This window comes from Lacticigenium naphthae DSM 19658 (genome assembly GCF_000425865.1).
Lineage (GTDB): Bacteria > Bacillota > Bacilli > Lactobacillales > Carnobacteriaceae_A > Lacticigenium > Lacticigenium naphthae.
The window spans coordinates 1-19,677 of sequence record NZ_AUEG01000017.1 but is presented as its reverse complement, the minus strand read 5'-3'; the positions used below and the strand labels follow the sequence as shown (position 1 = coordinate 19,677).

The following is a 19,677-nucleotide window of genomic DNA, read 5'->3' as shown; positions in this document are numbered from 1 at the left end:
TTAGATTGACAGTGGATCGATCGCATCAAATTGATAAATAGTTTGAGCTCTATATATCTCTCCAGGATTTAAAATAATTGATCCAAAGTTTTCTTGATTGATTGCATCTGGTAAAGCTTGTGTCTCTAAAGTAATCCCACAATAGGCGTACGCTGGATGACCTTGAACAGTATATTTATCTACTGTTCCATTATGAGTAAAAATAACCACACTATCTTGATCAGTAAACATTTTGATCCGTCTGCCAGAAATAGGGTCTGTTAACACTGCTTCAGGATCACTACTCTCATGGTTGAGAACAAAAGGATGATCAAATCCACCCACTAATTCTGTTTGTGGATGACTTAATTGCACACCTTGTTTGATTTCGGCTCCACTTCTAAAGTCAAAAGGCGTTCCATTTACTTCTTCGAACTCTCCAGTCGGCAGTGCAGCTTCTTGAATCGGAGCGAATTTATCTGCTCTTAATTTTAGTTGATGATTTAAAATTGTTTGCGTAAAGTCTCCAGTCAAATTAAAGTAGGTATGATTCGTTGGATTAAACAACGTTGCTTTATCTGTCTCTGCTTCATACTCTACTTTCCATTCGTTGGCCTGTGTCAAAATATATTTTACTTTCACTTTCAAATTCCCAGGATAGCCATTATTATTTTCTTGATCAACTGTAGTAAAGACAATCGCGGCTTCATCGGTTTCTGTTTCTAAATGAGTATCCCAATTGACAGTGTCCAACCCTTTCGGCCCACCATGTAACTGATTCCCTTTTTCGTTTGTTTCTACTTGGACAGTATCTCCATTTAATTCAAATTCCCCATTAGCTATGCGCCCTGCTACTCGCCCAACTGTAGCTCCATAAAACGGACGGTGTGTTATATAATCATCCACTGAATCCAAACTCAAAGCGACATTTTTTATTTTACCGTTATAATCTGGAACGTTTAATGCGGTGATGCTCGCTCCATATGACATCGCCGAAATGCTCATTCCCTCGGCATTTGTTATTGTGTATTCGCAAACATCTTCTCCATTAAAACTACCTATTTTTCTAGATGAAATTTCCATTATTGATCCCTCCATCAATTATTTGCATACTCGATAAACCGATTAAATGCTTCTTCTCCTTCGTGTGAACGTTTAAAGACACCCGCATCTTCCAATACACGCAAGAAAACTTTCCCTACTTCCTTTTCTAAAATTCTTTTTGCTTCTCCTTTTTTTACGTATGCATATTTCCTTTTTATGTCCTCAAACCATTTTTCATGAACAGCATCGATTTTACCTTTTCCACCTTCTAAAATAATTTCCATTTGTTCCCATTCTTCTTTTAGTCGCGGTGGTAAAATTGCCAATCCCATGACTTCAATTAGCCCAATATTTTCCTTTTTGATATGTTGAACATCTGGATGGGGATGAAAAATTCCATCCGGATACTCTTCATTTGTTTGATTATTTCTCAGCACTAAATCTAGCTCAAATGATTCCCCTCTTCTTCTTGCTATCGGAGTGATCGCATTGTGGGGAGTTTTGTTAGAAAAAGCACGAATATTTACTGATTCATCTGAATAATCATTCCATTTTTTCCTTATGAAATCTGCTGCTTCACTTACGCTACTTTTAGATGATCCGTTTAATCGTATGACAGACATAGGCCATGCAACTCGTCCACATTTCACATCTGCAAATTCTTTTAATTCGAATGATCGTTCTATTGAAGCTTCTTCCATTGGGAAAGGATAACGTCCACCTTGATAATGATCATGTGATAGAATCGAGCCCCCAACAATTGGCAAGCCTGCATTTGACCCTACAAAATAGTGAGGGAAAAAATCAGTGATAGAAAGCAAATTTTCGTAAGCTTTTTTTTCAACATTCATTGCCCGATGTTCTCTCGAAATAAAAATGGAATGTTCATTGAAGTACGCATAGGGAGAATACTGGAATCCCCATTCTTCTCCGTTCAAATCTAGCCGTACAATCCGATGATTTGAACGGTGAGGATGAGCCAAATGCCCTACATAACCTTCGTTTTCGAAGCACAATGCACACTCAGGATACGTCCTCTTTTGACTTTCTTGTGACAACTTGGCAATTTCTTTCGGATCTTTCTCCGGTTTGGACAAATTAATGGTGATCTCTAAATTGCCATATTCAGTTGGATGAGTAAACCAAATATTCTTAGCGATTTCCCGCGTCTTTATATAATTGTTCTGTTGACTCAATTGATGGAAATAGTCTGTAGCATCTCGAGGATCTTTTTTGTACTTTTCCCAAAAGGTATCCTGAATCTCATGCGGCCTAGGCGTGACCAGGTCCATCACTCGCGTTCTTAATTTTTCTTTCTCAACTCTCTCATTTTCTATTACCCCTTGATTTATTGCATACTCCGTTAATTCATCAAGAAGCTCCAATAAAGATTTCTTGCTTTCTATTGTTGAATAAAAGCTGATTTCTTTAAGGGATAGCAAATCCAACAATTGATTTGTAGTATAAATCTCATCTACGGCTGCTATCATTTTCATCTTGATTGCTTTTGTCACAAATGCTTGTATCGTATAATCAATCATTTTATTCTCCTTCAACTAATTCTCTCGCTCCGCTACTAATATCCGCTACATAAAAGTCTGCTGGATAACCAATTTTATCAGTATACTCTTTTTGGATAGCTTCTTTCATATCATCTATTCGCTTATTTTCGACTAAGGCGATCGCACATCCGCCAAATCCTGCACCCGTCATTCTAGCACCTATGACTCCAGGTTGTTTCCAAGCTGCCTCAACTAAAGTATCCAGCTCGATGCCTGTTACTTCATAATCATTTTGTAAAGATAGATGCGATTGATTCATCAGCTGACCAAACGCATTTAAATCTCCTTCTTTTAAAGCTTTAGCAGCTTTTTTTGTACGTCCATTTTCATAGACAGCGTGTTTTGCTCGTTTAATAAGTACAGGACTTGGTATTTCTTCTTTCAAACTATCAAATACATCTTCGTCTAATTCTCCCAGAGAATCAATTTTTTTGCTTTTTTGAATATAACTTAAAGCTGTCTCGCATTCTTTGCGTCTTTCATTGTATTTAGAGTCTGCTAATTCTCTTCGTTTATTCGTATTCATAATTAAAATACGTTCATTCCTTAACTCGAGCGGAAACATTTCGTAATCTAACGTAGCGGTATCTAGTAAAATTGCTTTATTCTTTTCGCCCATCCCCACTGCAAACTGATCCATGATTCCGGATTGCACTCCGATATATTTATTTTCGACACGTTGACCTATTTTTACTAATTCTAACCGATCAATTGCTAAATCAAATAGAGACTGAGCCATCACTCCCATCAATAATTCTATGGATGCGCTTGAAGATAGACCTGCTCCATTGGGTATGTTTCCTATAAAAGCAATATCCATCCCTTTATCGATTTTCCAACCTTCTTGTATGAGAAAGTACAGGACCCCTTTAGGATAATTTGTCCATTCGTCCTTAGCGTCATAGCTTAAATCATCCAGCGATAAAGTAAATATACCTTTTTCGGGAAAATTTCCCGAATACATTCGGATGACTCTATCTTCTCTCTTTGAACAAGCAGCGTAGGTCCCTAGTGTAATTGCCGCTGGAAAAACATTTCCTCCATTGTAATCCGTATGCTCCCCTATCAAGTTGATTCGTCCAGGTGCAAAGAACACCTTCTCAGATTCCTGGTTAAATTTTTCTTTAAAAATATTTTCTGCTTTTTTCTTCATTTCATCCATACTCAAACAACCTTTCCTTTTTTATTGTTAACTCCAGTGTATGCGTTTTAGTAAAATAATTCAATAATTTTACTAAATATTTACTTTTATCTTTGACTAGCCATTTTTGTGTTGTTCAATGTGCTGATTTTTTTAGGATAGAATCGTTTATTTATGTTATAATCAGAAATAATCTTTAATGAGTTTTTATTATGAAAGGATGTTAGATTATGCCGTTCTTTATATGGGATCCAACTTATATATTCATTATTATCGGGTTAGCTATTTCAGGAATTGCTAGTAGCTATGTAAAAAGTACCTATCATAAATTTAGCGATGTAAAAAGTAGTAAAGGATACACCGCAACCCAAGTTTCGCGTATGATACTAGATTCCGCCGATCTCCAGCACGTTCGTCTAGAAGGGATTCGCGGGGACTTAACAGATCATTACGACTCAAAAAACGATGTTCTACGCCTTTCTGAAACAACTAGAAAATCTACTTCTGTCGCAGCCATTGGCGTAGCTGCTCACGAAGCGGGCCACGCTATTCAGGACAAAGTAAATTATGGTCCTCTTCGCCTGCGTGCTGCTCTTGTCCCCGTTACAAATTTTGGCCAAGGTGTTTCTTTTCCTTTGATTTTTGCCGGAGTCATCTTTGGTTATAACCAAACTTTAATTGATTTGGGGATTTTGTTTTTCTCGTTAACTTTAGTATTTCAATTGGTCACGCTACCTGTCGAGTTCAATGCATCTAATCGAGCTGTTTTGATACTCAAAGAACAGCAGATACTCACTTCGCAAGAACTTTCCCAAGCTGAAAAGGTGTTAAAAGCTGCCGCGTTAACTTATGTAGCTGCTGCTTTAGCTTCATTCTTAAACGTCCTTCGTTTAGTTATTCTATTTGGCGGTCGAAGAAGGGATTAAATAAAGCTTCCAACAAACCAGCTTTCTGTTTGTTGGAAGCTTTTTCTGTAGTAACTACTGCATTTAAAGAATTTTTTATCTCTTTTTTTTAGTTTAAAGGATTACCATCCAGTAAAAATGTAATTGCCAACGCCCAGTCCTTTCACTTGTTCGAAAATCCATAATTGTAAACATCCGCCCCCTACTTCTTTTCCTTAAATTCTTTAAAATAACCCTTGATCATCTGCAAAAATATTTTTATGGAATCAACAAATGAATTGTAGTAAGACACACGATGTTCCGTATAAATAGTCTCAATTTCTACCCCTCTAATAGGTATCCCTCTTCGTGCTGCATGAATAAGCATATTCATTTCATATTCATACCGATCTCCTCGTAACTCGATCATCCGTTCTAGTTCATTAACAGGTATCCCCCTTAATCCCGTCTGAGTATCTCGTATTAAGAAACCAAAAAGCATCTGAAAGAAACGACTAGTAACTGTATTCCCAATGAAACTATTGAGAGGTACATTGTTAGTTTTAAAGTCCCTCATTCCAATAATAATACCATCCTGTTTTCTTTTTAAGAGCTCCCCAATTCTGATCACATCTTTTACTGCATGCTGTCCATCAGCATCCACAGTCACCACACCACTCGTGTTCTTCTCGGCTTTTAATATATACCGGAAAGCAGTTTTTAGTGCCGCCCCTTTTCCTTGATTCATTTCATGCTCAACATACGTACAGATGGGGTCTTTTTTTATCTGATTGAATAATCCGTCAAACGCATGACCACTTCCATCATTTATCACAAAAACACTGGAAACTCCACCTTGTTTTAATTTTTCAATATACCTCAGTAAATCGTCTGTTGGACGATAAGCAGGAATGACCACTGTATAAGTTTTCATTCAACCCTTCCTCCTCTACCTTTTTATCCATTGTAGCGTTACTATTATAATTAAACTAGAATAACCAACTTCCTTTTCCTAGTCTCCTAACTTGTACTTTTCTCTTCAACGCTATAAACTAAAATTTGAAGATCTTTTTCAACCATAAATTAAAGGAGCCTATATATGAAAAAAAACGACTCACTTCTCGATTCTTATACTCTCCCTTCTGGGACAATACTTAGAAACAGAATTTTGATGGCACCTATGACACATTCATCCTCGACAGCTGAGGGTGAGGTAACAGATGATGAAGTCCACTATTATACTGAACACGCTAGAGGTGTCGGAGCAGTCATAACCGCTTGTGCATATGTTCAACCGAATGGAAAAGGTCACCTCGATGCTTTTGGTGTGGATACTGATGCCCGGATAGCAGGTTTAAAAAAAATAGCAACTGGAATTAAATCTGAAGGAAGCAAAGCGATCCTTCAAATATTTCATGCAGGGCGTATGTCACCATCAGAATTTATAGGTGGAACAAAACCTGTTAGTGCAAGTTCTGTAAAAGCTCTACGTGAAAATGCTGTTACTCCAAAATCCTTATCTCACGAGGAGATCTTAGAAATAATTGAATCCTTTAAACAAGCAACTCGTCGTGCAATTTTAGCTGGTTTCGACGGGGTAGAAATCCATGGAGCCAATACTTATCTCATTCAACAGTTCTTCTCTCCTCATTCAAATAGAAGAGAAGATCAGTGGGGCGGTACACTAGAAAACCGAAGCAAATTCCCTTTTGCTATTATTCATGCAGTTCAAGAAGCAGTCACGGAGCATGCTGAACAGCCATTTATTGTTGGCTATCGTCTTTCTCCAGAAGAATTAGAACAACCTGGAATTACAATTGCAGATACCTTTTTCCTTATTGACAAATTAGCTGAAGAACACCTTGATTACATTCATGTTTCCTTGGGCAATGCTTTCCAAGGATCTATTCGAGATAAAAAAGAAACTACACCCGTTCTATTGCGTATAAAAGAAAAAATTGCTGATCGTACCCCTCTGATCGGCGTTGGCAAAATCGAAACTGCCGAGGATGCAAATAAAGTTAGAGACGCTGGCATCCCTCTACTTGCTCTAGGTCGCGCTTTGATTTACGAACCAGATTGGGTACAAAAGTATGAAAGTGGGCATGCTGATACTATCCGAACATACCTTACTCCAGATTCAAAAGAGGAACGTCATATTCCTTATGGTTTATGGGATAAGGTGCTATCTGTACCAGGATGGTTTAATTTTAAAGAAGAATAATTCCATAAAAAAGAAGCTAAAACTTCTTTGTAGTAATAATTGTAAACTTATTACTATGAAAAAAGTTTTTAGCTTCTTTTTTTAATTAAATTGTTCTGAACCCTTGGTTAAATCTTCGTAAAATGCAATGTTTGTGGCATACATATAAGGGATTAGCCATAAGAAACCGAGACCTAACGGAATAGAGGCAAGAATGATCCATCCCAAAAAGCTAAGCTGGAGAACTGTATATCTCCATTTGTGTCCCTTCATCAATTCTATACTCCGTTTAATACTGCTTCGTGCAGTTGGATTTTCGTATAATTGATTTCCTTTGTGATCTTTAAAGATCAGGTAAGATTGGGAATAAGCGATGGATTTAATTATTCCTGGAACAATAAACAATAATCCCCATAAAAATGACAAAATCGTTGTTAGTAAATAAATAACTAACACGGGGACAAAATACTTTTTACTAAACACTTGAAAAGCATCTTTAAATGGCCGGATTTTATAGTCTGGATCTCGAGCTAAATCTAAAAGAGTAAACATGATACCTGTTGAAATCAACGTACCAATCAAACCGCTCCCAAAGGAATTCCCAGAATTACCTGAGCCACCGTCAGAATCCAAATAGGCAGACCCGTTGGTTAGCGAATCTTGTCCACTATTACTCCATATAATTGTATTTTCAGTAATCAAATTCCCAAAAGTGACCCAGGCTATTACTCCTAAAAATATCAGAATGGAAAAGGGAACTAAATTGAGTAAAATAACTTCTCTCCATTTCCCTCTTAGTATTTCTTTTCCTTCTCTTTTTAATTCCTGTCTTGTTTTATATGTATTCATTTTCTCCCTCAAACTTTCTTTTGTTTATTTTTATGAATTTATTTTAATCCTATACCAAAATATCTTTTTTAGCAAAATATTTTAATACCATAGTTACCAATCTCGTCTGATTCATTTGATATAGTTTTTCTTGCTTATATTTTTATGGATTGTTTGCTATACTCAAGGAAATTAGACACACTTAAGGGGAGAATTATATGCCATCTATTTATGATTACACTGTACAAACCGCAAACAAGGAATCTTTATCCTTAGAAAATTACAAAAATCACTTAATGCTTATTGTCAATACAGCAAGTAAGTGTGGTTTTGCTCCCCAGTTTGAAGGATTAGAAAATCTTTATAAAAAATACAAGGATGATGATTTTATCGTATTCGGATTTCCATGCGGACAATTCCAACATCAGGAATACGACGATATAAAAAAGACCACAGAATATTGTCAACTGAATTATGGCGTTACTTTTCCAATGTTCGCGAAAATTGATGTGAATGGTCCTTCAACTGAACCTTTATTCGCTTACTTGAAGGAAGAACAACCTGGATTGTTAAACGGAAAAATAAAATGGAATTTCACAAAATTCTTAATCGATCGCCAAGGAAATGTCGTTAAACGCTATGCTCCTCGGACAACTCCTGAATCTATCGAACAAGATATAAAAGACTTGCTCTACTAAATAAATGGAATGGGACATAGAACGTTCAGACCAAGATCGAGCTGCGCATACTGTTCTCCTACGATGATAAATCAGCACCAACTGCATTATCATGAGGTGGATATCGAATCTACTTTTAGAAAAAAGTTCCTAAAACGAGTAGAAGCTGAGACTTTTGTCCCAGCTTCTACTCATTTTATTTTATAAGAGAAAATTTCGTTTCCAAAATATCTTTCGTCACCGGTCCAACGATTCTTTCGTAAACCATGCCATCTCCGCCAATGATATAAGATGTAGGTAATGATTGTACCTGATATAGATCAAATAATTGATCAGTCCCATACAGATTAGTAAACGTTAACCCGTACTCTTCTATGAATTGTGGTGCATTGCTCGCATTACTTTCTGAAGAAGTAACATTAACTCCGAGCACGACAACATCTTCTTGCTCTGTCGAGAATTCCTGCAGGTGAGGCATTTCTACTCGACAAGGTGGGCACCAACTGGCCCAAAAATTTAGGAATACCTTTTTCCCTCTATAATCAGACAGTTTCACTATGTTTCCTTCCATATCTTTCAATTCAAAATCATATGCGGTGTCTCCTAAACTAAGACCAGATTCTCGTGGTTCCTCTTCAACTATAGTAGACTGGACATCTAGACTGGAAGATTCGTTTTGCAATTCCTTTTCTTCCTGTCTGCCTGTTACAAAATCAAAAACAATATAAATCGTAAATATACTCAATATCAACCAAATGACCTTATTTTTCACATTCCCACTCCTATCCTAGTAATTCAAACGGGGTCCCTTCTAACCATCGGGCAAGCCATTCTGATAAATTAGCGAGAGCGCCAGAGAATAGCAATGCGCCCATAATAATCATTAATATTCCACCGATTTTCATTAATTTCTGGCTGTGTTTCAATATACCATCCATTTTTCCGATAAAGAATGAAACAACCAAAAATGGAAAAGAAAACCCAACGATATACAAAGTTAAGTACAAAGCTGGCGGAGATCCCGTAGTCATTCCTAATAATAAAATAGAAGAGAATATTGGTCCAATACACGGTGTCCATCCGGCAGCAAAACCTAGTCCTACAAGGAAACTTGATGCTACACTAGTAGATTTTTTTAATTTCATTACGCGTGTATCTTTTAATAATACCGGGATATGAAGCCATTCTGCAGTCACAAGGCCCATTATGATAATTGCTAAGCCAGCTATTCTTTGCAAGAGCAAACTCAATGATCCTGTCATCAGTTGGCTAAAGAAACTGCCGAGATAGCTCATTCCTAGTCCGAGACTGATATATACGACCGAAACACCCAATAGAAAGAAAAGCGAATGAATCAATATTCTTTTCCTTAATTCAACTGTTTGATTTTGTTTGATTTCCTTTACGCTTGTTCCTGTAATATAAGAAAGATAAAGTGGCAACAATGGTAAAGTACAAGGCGAAAGAAATGATAACGCTCCTGCAAGTAAAGCTGCCCACGCTGTTAATTCTGCTCCGATAGTAACCCGCTCCTTTCAGCAAAATAAGCACCAAAGAAAAATAGAGTCATCCAGCCTATCGTACTCGCACGAAAAACAAAGTGGAAATACAAGACCGATTGCCCGCTCATGAGAAAAAAGTGAATGGCACTGACTATTCCACTAAAAATCAGGGGGTCAACTTTTTTGAATAAGTAAGGATAATAACTCATAAATAGTAAAAAAACAAAAAGAAGAATGAATTTAACAGAAAGACCTGATGAAAATTGATAGTACGCTGCAGTATGATTTAAAATTCCCAACACTGCAATCATTTGAAAAACACTTCTGAGTTCTGTACTGTTTCCTTTAATCACTTTTCTATACTTTATCCAACTGTATAAAAGAATTGCAAGGCTACTTAATCCTACACTCTCCGCAGAAAACAATAAAAGCGAGTAAGGAACTCTTATTACTTCAGGGAGATTTAGAAGTGCATTGAATAGAAAAACACTTACGATAAAATAAAATAACACATCAACAGCTTCAGAGAGTATATTTTTTTTAATGGTAACAACCGGAAATGTAATCATCCACCAGATACCCATTGACGCTACAGCTAAAGCAATAGCTAAAAACATGGGATTAGACACAATTGAATTCACGTCAACACTCTCCTACATACTTTATTTCCATATACCCCTAGGGGTTAATCAGTATTAACTCTACCTTTTTTCATTATAGAAGTCAACCTCGACTGAGTCACCTAGTATATAAAAAATAAGCTAGCGTAGTTTGTTTTTTCAAACTATGCTAGCTTATTTTTTAGACCGTTTTCCTTACAATTAAATTCGCTTTAAATTGTATCTGACTAATTTCTTCTTGCAACGCTTGTTTAAATAGACTTTTTCCAATCTCTATTAGTGGTACCTCTACCGTTGTCAATTCCATTAGTTTTGCTATTGGATCATTACCAGAGCCTACGATAGCTAAATCTTCCGGTATGCGGATATTATTTTTTGAACTGTTGATCATCACTCCTGCTGCAACTTGATCACTCGTGATGACCATTCCTGTGGGTTTTTTTTGCATACTGTTCAATTTATTAAAAATTCTTTGTGAATCCTCTATATACATTGTTTTATCAATAATATATTCTTCTCTAAATGGTAAGCCTCTTTCTTTCAAAAACTCAATATAATGTTGTTTACGACGCAAACTATTCTCGCTTGTATTTCGGCTAACACTGTATCCAATAAGACGATGTCCATGGTCATATAAAAATTCTAAAGCTTCAACGAATGCCCCATTTTGATCGACATAAGCTGATGAAATTTCTTTATCATCCACTTCCTCTCCTATGATTATTTTCCCGTATTTTTGATGGGCTTTGATTTCACTTAACTCACATGCCTTAGAAACAATAATCAATGCATCCATTTGTTTTTCTTTTAACATATTGAGGGCTTCTCTTTCTCTATCTTTTTGATAATCAGTTAAAAATAGTAAGAGCTTAAATCCGTGTATGACTGCTTCTTTAGTCACCCCATCAAGAATATTGGAGAAATGCGGATGATCTAAAAACGGAACAACAACCCCAACCGTTTTTGTTTTTCCTTTTATTAAATTTACAGCATTTATATTTTGGTGATAGTCGGTTGCCTTGATTGCTCTCAAAACCGCCTCCCGTTTATCTGCACTAACATAAGGATGGTTATTCAACACTCTCGAAACCGTTGTTACTGATACCTCTGACATTTTAGCTAAGTCTTTAATTGTCGCCATTTTTTCGCCCTCTTTTATATGAAATCGTTTTCTTATTTAATTATACGCTATAAACCTATTTATTTATAGTTATTCTATCATTTTAATTATTTATACTATTTTACACAAACAGTTCTATGACTTTTAAAACTCCCTCATTATTATTGGAAAGAGTCAGGTGCTTTGCTGCATTTTTTGCTTTATCTGATGCATTTTTCATTGCATAACTATTTGTTGTCATTTCCAACATTTCCAAATCATTCCCACTATCTCCAAAAACCAACAATTCATCCGCTGAAATATTCATTTTTTTCTGAAGAATGTTTATTCCTGTGGCCTTATTAAACTGAGGATCAATGAGATCAATAAACCCCTGTCCACTGGATACCGGTTTAATCATACCTTTAAATTTCTCACTTAGCTGTTCAACATAATAATCGCTTTGGTTTGGAGGACAAGCTAAAGCAAACTTAAGAATTTGATCTTCGATTTTTTCGAAATTTTGAATCTTTTTTAATCGATGGTAGTATTTAGTCATATCCTCAATGAATTCTTTTTTTTCAGAATCCAAAACGTACGCACTGTCTTTACCACAAAGAAGAAAAGAGATATCTTCTAATTCGGTTAGAACATCAATGATTTCTGTTACCCACTGACTATTTATATCTACAGAAAATAATTCCTCGTTTTGGTGTAGTACGTAAGCTCCATTTTCTGCTACATAGCTTATTTCATTTTGAATAGGACTAAAAAAGGATTTTAGTTGATGATATTGATTTCCACTTGCAACAACAAATGCAATGTTCTTTTTCTTCATTTTTTTATATAATTCCATGAATTTACTCTTATTATAATTCATATCGTCGTTTAGAAATGTGCCATCCATGTCTACTGCAATCAATTTGATTGTCATCGCATTCTCTCCTATGATCTTTAGTATTTATTTTAAATCGTTCCTTATTTAAAAACAACATTGAATACGATTTTAGAAAACAATTTCCCATAATTGTTTTTGAAATGACCAATTATGAATATAATTTTTCATTCCTAAAACAGTAAACAGTACTATCAGCAGAAATTTCACAAATTTTCTATCATTTCAATACAAAAAAAGTACCCAAGATATTTTCTCTCAAAAATATCTTGGGTACACCATTGATTTTTATTCTACTGTTACACTTTTCGCAAGATTCCTTGGTTTATCTACATCATTTCCTCGATGTAAACTACAGTAATACGCTAACAATTGAGTTGGAATAACACTTACAAGGGCACTCAACAGCGGATTTACTCTTGGTATGACTATTTGATCTCCTGGACGATCAAGTCCTTCCATAGCCATCACCATTGTGTGAGCACCTCTAGCCTGCGTTTCTTGCAAGTTTCCTCGAGTGTGTCCCGCAACGCTTTCAACTGTGACAATAGCTATCACTGGTGTTCCCTCTTCAATTAAAGCGATGGTTCCATGTTTTAATTCTCCAGCTGCAAATCCCTCTGTTTGAACATAAGAGATTTCCTTTAATTTTAATGCTGCTTCTTGTGATACATAGTAATCCATACTTCTACCAATATAGAAGGCATTTCTTGAGATGCTCAGGTATTCAGAAGCCAATTGTTCAATGTGTTCTTTGTTGTCTACTATAGATTGAATTGCATTGGCTGCTATTCCCAAATCCTGAATCATATCACTCTCATGAGTAAAGCCTTTTGCTTTTCCTACTACTTCAGATAAAATTGCTAACACGGCAATTTGAGCAGTATAAGCTTTTGTAGACGCCACAGCGATCTCAGGTCCAGCATGTAAGAGCAAAGTGTGATCAGCTTCTCTCGATAACGTTGAACCAGCCACATTTGTTATTGTAAGAGATTTATATCCCATTTCTTTCACTTTGACTAATACTTGCCGACTATCAGCTGTTTCACCACTTTGAGAAATAAATACAAATAACGGATTATCGGACAAAATAGGCATATTATAACCGAACTCACTTGCTACATGAACCTCTGTTGGTATATGCGCTATTTTTTCAATTAGTTGTTTCCCGATCCATCCGGCGTGATTACTTGTCCCCGCAGCAACAATATAAATACGATCGCACTCGGTGATCACGTCTAATACTTCTGAATTCAAATGAAGTTTTTCGTTTTCATCTTGATATTTTTGAATTATTCTCCTTATTACAGCGGGTTGTTCATCAATTTCTTTTAACATATAGAATGGATACATTCCTTTTTCTAAATCTGTCGCATCTAACTCCGCAGTATAAGGATCCCTAGAAATTTCTTCTCCTGCTAAGTTTTCTAAAGTAATGCTGTTTCGAGTTAAAACTGCAACTTCTCCATCCATCAATTCAATAAACTGATCGGTTTCTTTGATCATAGCCATTGCATCGCTACAGATGACATTGAACCCTTCACCAGTACCCAATAGTAATGGGCTTTTATTCTTTGCAGCATAAATAACATCCGGTTCCTCGTTATCAATGAGAGCTAACGCATAAGATCCTTTTAATCCCACTATAGCTTTTCTAAAAGCATCAAGAGTAGTTAACTCTTCTTCTTCTACGTACCAAGCAACTAGATGCACAATAACTTCAGTATCTGTATCGCTTTTTAATTGGCTATCTTCTAAAAAAGCATCTTTTACCTCGTGATAGTTCTCTATCACTCCGTTATGAACCAATGTAAAACGAGAACTAGAAGATTGATGCGGATGGGCATTTATCACACTTGGAACTCCATGAGTTGCCCAACGTGTATGTCCAATACCTGCTGTAGAGTCAACGCTTACATCAACCTTGTCTCTTAAGGCAGCAATTCTCCCTTTTTCTTTAAACAGATGTCCCTGGCCTTCTTTGTCCATTACATAAATACCAGCTGAATCATATCCTCTGTATTCTAGTCTTTCTAATCCTGTTAACAAAATCTCTTTTGCATCTTTATTTCCAATATATCCGACGATTCCACACATATATATCCCTCTTTTCTTAAAATAAAAAATTGGTATAGATAACTATCTGTTTTATTTACGTTCAAGCATGTTAAATTTTAAAGTAGATTCTGGCAATTGTCAACCATCTCTCATCGTTTATTTAAAATTGGTATAGCTGCATCTTCATTTAGAGAAAAAACAGAGAAAGACATAGGTCCTTCTCCGTTAATATTTATAATTCGATTAGTTCCGTTTATTCAACGCCTAATTCTTGTTTCACTACCTTAACAATTCGGGAAACATATTCATTAACTTCTTGCTCGGTTTTTGCTTCTGCCATTACTCTAAGGAGTGATTCGGTTCCACTTGGACGGACAAGTACACGACCATTTTCTCCCATTTCAGCTTCGATAGTCTCAATTACCTCTTTAATAGCCGGAACACTCATTACGTTATGTTTATCTGTTACAGGCACATTTACCAACTTTTGAGGGAACGTAGTGACTTCTTCTGCCAATTCAGAAAGTTTTTTCCCTGTTTTTTTCATAACATTTAGTAATTGCACGGCTGTAAGCAAGCCATCGCCTGTCGTGTGATAGTCTAGAAAAATAACATGTCCAGACTGTTCTCCGCCTAAATTGTAATTATTTTTACGCATTTCTTCTACTACATAACGATCTCCCACTTTAGTTTTCACAGATTTCATTCCATGATCATCCAAGGCTTTATAGAAACCTATGTTACTCATAACTGTTGAAACAATCGTATTTTTTTTCAAACGTCCTTCTTCATTTAAATATTTCCCACAAATGTAGAGGATTTTATCACCATCAACAATATTCCCCAGTTCATCTACTGCAATTAACCGATCTCCGTCACCGTCAAAGGCTAAACCTACAGTTGCACCTTTGTTAATAACAAATTCAGCCAGTTTTTCAGGGTGCGTACTGCCAACTTTATCATTGATATTTACACCATTAGGAGTATTCCCCATCACATCAAAGTCAGCTTCTAAGTCTGCAAATAACCTATTGATTAAAGGAGAAGCAGCACCATTTGCCCCATCAAGACATACGTGTAATCCTTCTAGATCTCCAGATATTGTTTGAGTTAAAAATTGAATGTATTTCAGCATTCCTTCTTTATATTCTTCTGAAATACCCAGTCCTTCTGCACTTGGACGGGGCAATTCGTCAGACTCTTTATCCAACAATACTTCAATTTCTTCTTCTTGCTGGTCAGAAAGCTTAAACCCATCTGCTCCGAAGAATTTAATCCCGTTATCTTCGGTGGGATTGTGTGAAGCTGAAATCATTACTCCCGCCGTAGCACCTTGCACTCGAGTTAAATAAGATACTCCTGGTGTAGTTATAACTCCTAAACGCATAACTTCTACACCCACTGATAATAGGCCTGCAACTAGAGCATACTCCAACATTTTTCCAGAAATCCTGGTATCTCGCCCTACTAAAACACGAGGGGAATTTTCCTCACTATGTTGTGATAGCACATATCCTCCAAATCTACCTAGTTTAAAAGCTAATTCAGGTGTTAATTCTTTATTGGCTATACCTCTTACACCATCAGTACCAAAATATTTTCCCATTAGTCTATTCTCCTTTAATTCACTTATGATTTGTTATTCTGTGTCTGTTGTTTCTGTTGTATCTCCCTCAGTAGGATTGCTATTTGTATCATCTATTTCTTCTTGTAATTCTTCTTCAGTAGATGTATCTGTTTCTTCACCATCATTTGTCTCTTTATTAGCTCGAATAACAACGTCAATTTGACTAGGAGTAATAATTTCTACATCCTCTGTACCTTCTAGCGGAATCGTTCGAATAGTAGATTCTGTCACCCCAGATATATCGATTTCTACTGGGAAATTATTCATTTCTGCTAATATATTTTCCATTGCTGTAAGAGTAACATTTTCAGGTTGACCCTGAGCTAATTCTAAAGAGTACGCATAATCGGGTTCGCCAGTCCCCGTTTCTCTTAAAACAATGGGCACACTTTTTTCGGTGCCATTAACAGGGATCGTAACATCAATTTGCTTTGGATTCACATTAACGTCTAGCAGTTCTCCGGAAGAATCAAACACTAAAATAGGAAGCGTCATTTCAATATCTTCTGTGAAGTCGGTTCCGTCTGGCATAACAATGACAGTAACCTCATTGACACTCTCAACTCTCGAACGTGCTCCTGAAATTTGCACTTCAGTCTGCGACAATACTGGCTCACCAGCTTCGTACCCATCCGCAAGTGAAGAATCGTTAAATTCAACATTTACCGATAATGTCACAGAACTTTTTTCTTCAATAGTCACTTCAACTTCTGTAGGCATAATACTATAATTCAAAGAATTTGATAACCCTTCTGCCTCAAGTTCTATTATATGGGTTCCTGGCCCAATTTCAGATAAATCAGGTGTAACAATATCAAAGTTTTGAGTAGCAAGTGTTTGAGTCAATATTGCTTGTGGACCTTCGAGTCTGATAGTAGCAGTTTCTGGTATTCCAGATACAAAGTAAACATCTTGATTAATGTCAATTGTAATAGGAACATCTGTGACCACTTCTACTCCGGTTATACTAGCTCCATCAATTGGATTTGTTGACTGTATTCTTGAAGAATTTTCATAATTTACAAAAGCAAATAATAAAATTGCAAACACAATCGCTATGAACTTTTGAAACAAAGGATTGTCTGAACGATTATAGTTCATTATTTCGACGCTCCTTTCCGAAAACTTTCAATAATTGACTGAATAGGGCCTAGTTTTTCTTTTTCTATTTCGGAATCTACTAGTTCTTTTGTCAAATATTCTTCTAAATCTTCTAAAGACATATCCATTAATAGATTTCCACCTCGAGATATACTAACATCTCCAGTTTCTTCAGAAACAACTATTGTAATTGCATCAGTCACTTCACTAAGTCCAATAGCCGCTCTGTGTCTAGTCCCTAATTTTTTAGGAATAGCCGAGCTTTCTGATAAGGGCAAGTAACTAGCGGCTGAAGCGATTTTATAATCCCTAATAATAACAGCTCCATCATGGAGTGGTGTATTGGGAATGAATATATTAATAAGTAATTCTGAACTCACAGAGGATTCCAACTCGATCCCAGTAGAAATATACTCTTCCAAGCCTGTATCCATTTCTATAGAAATCAAGGCTCCTATTCTTCTTTTGCCCATATATTGGACTGCACGAGTTAAATTATCCACGAGTCCTTCACTCGGCTCTATTCTTTTACGACGATTGAATAATGATCCTCTGCCTAAATGTTCCAATCCTCGTCTCAATTCAGGCTGGAAAATTATGATTAATGCAAGAGCTGACCATTGAATAACATAATCTACAATATATTCAGTTGTTTGTAATTGAAAAAACAAACTCAAAATTTTAATTAAAATTATAACGCCGATACCCTTCAAAAGCTGAACAGCTTTAGTCCCCTTGACTATTTTCATCAACTGATAAATAACAAAGGCAACAATCATAATATCAATTAAATTAATCAGTGTTTTTAACGTAAGCAACTCTTCTACATTAAAAGACATACCATCTCCTCCAATTTTTCGTGCATACAAATTTATTATACCATAAATGTTCGTTTACTTTCTTTCAAACACTAGAATTCCCACTCTTATTTGGATGCTCCCTTCCCATTATTTCATACCTTACATTATAAGAATAAATTACAACTATTTGATTTTCTATCTCTTTCAGTTTGTACAGAATGGTATATAATTATCAACATATTCAGATCCACTAACAAAGGATCGTTATATTACGTTCCAAAGTAATTTGGTGCAGAATTAAAAAAAGAGCAACCCTAAAATAGGGTTACTCTTTTTGATAGCTGGGCTACCAGGATTCGAACCTGGGGAATGACGAGATCAAAACCCGTTGCCTTACCGCTTGGCTATAGCCCAATCTTATAAATGGAGGGAGTAGGATTTGAACCTACGAACCCGAAGGAACGGATTTACAGTCCGCTGCGTTTGACCACTTCGCTATCCCTCCGCAATTTACTTTTCTAATTACCTTTGCTCAAACTCACTATGCCGGCTAAAGGAATTGAACCCTCGACCCGCTGATTACGATTCAGCTGCTCTACCAACTGAGCTAAGCCGGCGTAATTAGAATATGACCCGTACGGGATTCGAACCCGTGTTACCGCCGTGAAAGGGCAGTGTCTTAACCGCTTGACCAACGGGCCAGTATTTGAAATCATCTATCGCACAAGTTACATTATATAAAGAAAGAACACAGCGGTCAAGAGAAAAATATAGATATATTTTATTAGACCGAGATTTCTCCGTATTTTTCTGGTTTTCGAGCAAACAATTCAACAACATATGGACACAGCGGTTCAATTTTCTTATTTTCAGTTTTCATTTCTTTTACTACATAATCTACTGATTGTTCAGCTATACCTTGTCCTCTTAATGACGGATCAACAAAAGTATGATCGATAACTATTCTGTCATCGCCTTTTGGAAAATAAGTTATTTCAGCTAATAAATTCCCATCACTATCTTCAGAAAAAAAACGATTTCCTTCTTTTTTAAATTCCATTCTACTTCATCCTTCCAACTCTCTCTTATATCATAACAAAGAACCAAAAGTGTTACCAAAATTTGAATTCAAAAAACAGTTTTGCACATAGTAAGCCACTTGCCGGATTCGAACCGGCGACCTCTTCCTTACCATGGAAGCGCTCTACCAACTGAGCTAAAGCGGCACTTTTTCGCACAAAAAAACTCCGCAAGCAGGACTCGAACCTGCGACATCGTGATTAACAGTCACGCGCTCTACCAACTGAGCTATTGCGGATAAACAAAAAAGTGCACGGCAACGTCCTGCTTTCACAAGGGGAAACCCCTCACTATCCTCGGCGCTGAAAAGCTTAACGGCTGTGTTCGGAATGGGAACAGGTGTGTCCTTTTCGCCATCGCCACCGCACATTTTTCTATTTTGAGAGCGTTGTTCTCTCAAAACTGAATAGCTTGATCTGAATACACTACATCATACTGCCACACACACTCTGACCACTTTCGTGGTTAAGTCCTCGACCGATTAGTACAGGTCCGCTCCATTTATCACTAAACTTCCACTTCCTGCCTATCTACCTGATCATCTCTCAGGGGTCTTACTCACTCTAGGTGATGGGAA

The 19,677-nt window shown here is 36.5% G+C and carries 18 protein-coding genes, 6 tRNA genes and 2 rRNA genes; 3 read left to right on the top strand and 23 right to left on the bottom strand.

The window, feature by feature from the left end; all coding sequences use genetic code 11:
• From H626_RS0108885 to H626_RS0108875, 3 genes are read right to left on the bottom strand one after another with little or no spacing between them, the layout of a single operon-like run.
• The gene (locus H626_RS0108885; RefSeq protein ID WP_027109048.1) at nt 1–1,062 is read right to left on the bottom strand and encodes an aldose epimerase family protein; all 1,062 of its coding nucleotides are present in this window, start codon (nt 1,060–1,062) and stop codon (nt 1–3) included.
• A 14-nt stretch (nt 1,063–1,076) separates the two neighbouring features.
• Entirely contained in the window at nt 1,077–2,564 is a 1,488-nt protein-coding gene (gene galT, locus H626_RS0108880; RefSeq protein ID WP_027109047.1) for a UDP-glucose--hexose-1-phosphate uridylyltransferase, read from the bottom strand.
• A gap of 1 nt (nt 2,565) precedes the next feature.
• Entirely contained in the window at nt 2,566–3,738 is a 1,173-nt protein-coding gene (locus H626_RS0108875) for a galactokinase (protein WP_425411640.1), read from the bottom strand.
• A gap of 215 nt (nt 3,739–3,953) precedes the next feature.
• Between H626_RS0108875 and H626_RS0108870 the strand changes: the two genes are divergently transcribed.
• Nucleotides 3,954–4,652 (top strand): zinc metallopeptidase, encoded by a 699-nt coding sequence (locus H626_RS0108870; protein WP_027109045.1) that lies wholly within the window; start codon nt 3,954–3,956, stop codon nt 4,650–4,652.
• A 181-nt stretch (nt 4,653–4,833) separates the two neighbouring features.
• On the opposite strand, the gene H626_RS11025 is transcribed toward H626_RS0108870, so the two are convergent.
• Nucleotides 4,834–5,544 (bottom strand): glycosyltransferase family 2 protein, encoded by a 711-nt coding sequence (locus H626_RS11025; RefSeq protein WP_051237924.1) that lies wholly within the window; start codon nt 5,542–5,544, stop codon nt 4,834–4,836.
• A gap of 165 nt (nt 5,545–5,709) precedes the next feature.
• Here H626_RS11025 and H626_RS0108860 point away from each other — a divergent pair, with 165 nt between their 5' ends.
• Nucleotides 5,710–6,834, top strand: coding sequence for an NADH-dependent flavin oxidoreductase (locus H626_RS0108860; protein WP_027109044.1), 1,125 nt, complete (start codon nt 5,710–5,712; stop codon nt 6,832–6,834).
• An 81-nt stretch (nt 6,835–6,915) separates the two neighbouring features.
• On the opposite strand, the gene H626_RS0108855 is transcribed toward H626_RS0108860, so the two are convergent.
• Nucleotides 6,916–7,662 carry a DUF975 family protein gene (locus H626_RS0108855; RefSeq protein ID WP_027109043.1) on the bottom strand — a complete coding sequence of 249 codons (747 nt, stop codon included), beginning with the start codon at nt 7,660–7,662 and terminating at the stop codon, nt 6,916–6,918.
• Nucleotides 7,663–7,859: 197 nt separating this feature from the next.
• On the opposite strand from H626_RS0108855, the gene H626_RS0108850 reads away from it, so the two are divergent.
• Nucleotides 7,860–8,339 carry a glutathione peroxidase gene (locus tag H626_RS0108850; RefSeq protein ID WP_027109042.1) on the top strand — a complete coding sequence of 160 codons (480 nt, stop codon included), beginning with the start codon at nt 7,860–7,862 and terminating at the stop codon, nt 8,337–8,339.
• A 175-nt stretch (nt 8,340–8,514) separates the two neighbouring features.
• Here the strand turns inward: H626_RS0108850 and H626_RS0108845 are convergent, their stop codons facing one another.
• From H626_RS0108845 to H626_RS0108760, 18 genes are all read right to left on the bottom strand, one after another.
• Nucleotides 8,515–9,090 carry a TlpA family protein disulfide reductase gene (locus H626_RS0108845; RefSeq protein WP_027109041.1) on the bottom strand — a complete coding sequence of 192 codons (576 nt, stop codon included), beginning with the start codon at nt 9,088–9,090 and terminating at the stop codon, nt 8,515–8,517.
• Between the two features lie 10 nt (nt 9,091–9,100).
• On the bottom strand, nt 9,101–9,838 hold the full coding sequence (locus tag H626_RS0108840; protein WP_027109040.1) for a cytochrome c biogenesis CcdA family protein: 738 nt from the start codon (nt 9,836–9,838) through the stop codon (nt 9,101–9,103).
• A complete protein-coding gene (locus H626_RS0108835; RefSeq protein ID WP_027109039.1) occupies nt 9,823–10,461 on the bottom strand; it encodes a hypothetical protein in 639 nt (212 codons plus the stop codon). Before H626_RS0108835 ends, H626_RS0108840 begins: the two co-directional genes overlap by 16 nt.
• Nucleotides 10,462–10,621: 160 nt before the next feature.
• On the bottom strand, nt 10,622–11,581 hold the full coding sequence (locus H626_RS0108830; protein ID WP_027109038.1) for a LacI family DNA-binding transcriptional regulator: 960 nt from the start codon (nt 11,579–11,581) through the stop codon (nt 10,622–10,624).
• Between the two features lie 100 nt (nt 11,582–11,681).
• Entirely contained in the window at nt 11,682–12,473 is a 792-nt protein-coding gene (locus H626_RS0108825; protein ID WP_027109037.1) for a Cof-type HAD-IIB family hydrolase, read from the bottom strand.
• Between the two features lie 249 nt (nt 12,474–12,722).
• Nucleotides 12,723–14,531, bottom strand: a complete 1,809-nt coding sequence (gene glmS / locus H626_RS0108820) for a glutamine--fructose-6-phosphate transaminase (isomerizing) (RefSeq protein WP_027109036.1) — start codon at nt 14,529–14,531, stop codon at nt 12,723–12,725.
• A 214-nt stretch (nt 14,532–14,745) separates the two neighbouring features.
• A complete protein-coding gene (glmM, locus tag H626_RS0108815) occupies nt 14,746–16,098 on the bottom strand; it encodes a phosphoglucosamine mutase (RefSeq protein WP_027109035.1) in 1,353 nt (450 codons plus the stop codon).
• A gap of 33 nt (nt 16,099–16,131) precedes the next feature.
• A complete protein-coding gene (locus H626_RS0108810) occupies nt 16,132–17,220 on the bottom strand; it encodes a CdaR family protein (RefSeq protein WP_027109034.1) in 1,089 nt (362 codons plus the stop codon).
• Nucleotides 17,220–18,059 (bottom strand): diadenylate cyclase CdaA, encoded by an 840-nt coding sequence (gene cdaA / locus H626_RS0108805; protein WP_027109033.1) that lies wholly within the window; start codon nt 18,057–18,059, stop codon nt 17,220–17,222. The genes H626_RS0108810 and cdaA overlap by 1 nt, the downstream gene beginning before the upstream one ends.
• A gap of 302 nt (nt 18,060–18,361) precedes the next feature.
• Nucleotides 18,362–18,434: transfer RNA gene (locus H626_RS0108800), tRNA-Gln, on the bottom strand.
• Between the two features lie 10 nt (nt 18,435–18,444).
• Nucleotides 18,445–18,525: transfer RNA gene (locus H626_RS0108795), tRNA-Tyr, on the bottom strand.
• Nucleotides 18,526–18,564: 39 nt separating this feature from the next.
• Nucleotides 18,565–18,637: transfer RNA gene (locus tag H626_RS0108790), tRNA-Thr, on the bottom strand.
• Between the two features lie 12 nt (nt 18,638–18,649).
• Nucleotides 18,650–18,721, bottom strand: a tRNA-Glu gene (locus H626_RS0108785).
• An 83-nt stretch (nt 18,722–18,804) separates the two neighbouring features.
• On the bottom strand, nt 18,805–19,080 hold the full coding sequence (locus H626_RS0108780) for a GNAT family N-acetyltransferase (protein WP_027109032.1): 276 nt from the start codon (nt 19,078–19,080) through the stop codon (nt 18,805–18,807).
• Between the two features lie 93 nt (nt 19,081–19,173).
• Nucleotides 19,174–19,246, bottom strand: a tRNA-Thr gene (locus H626_RS0108775).
• 19 nt (nt 19,247–19,265) lie between these two features.
• A tRNA-Asn gene (locus H626_RS0108770) sits at nt 19,266–19,338 on the bottom strand.
• Between the two features lie 13 nt (nt 19,339–19,351).
• A 5S ribosomal RNA gene (rrf, locus tag H626_RS0108765) occupies nt 19,352–19,467 on the bottom strand.
• Nucleotides 19,468–19,561: 94 nt separating this feature from the next.
• Nucleotides 19,562–19,677: ribosomal RNA gene (locus tag H626_RS0108760) — 23S ribosomal RNA — on the bottom strand; the annotation flags it as partial.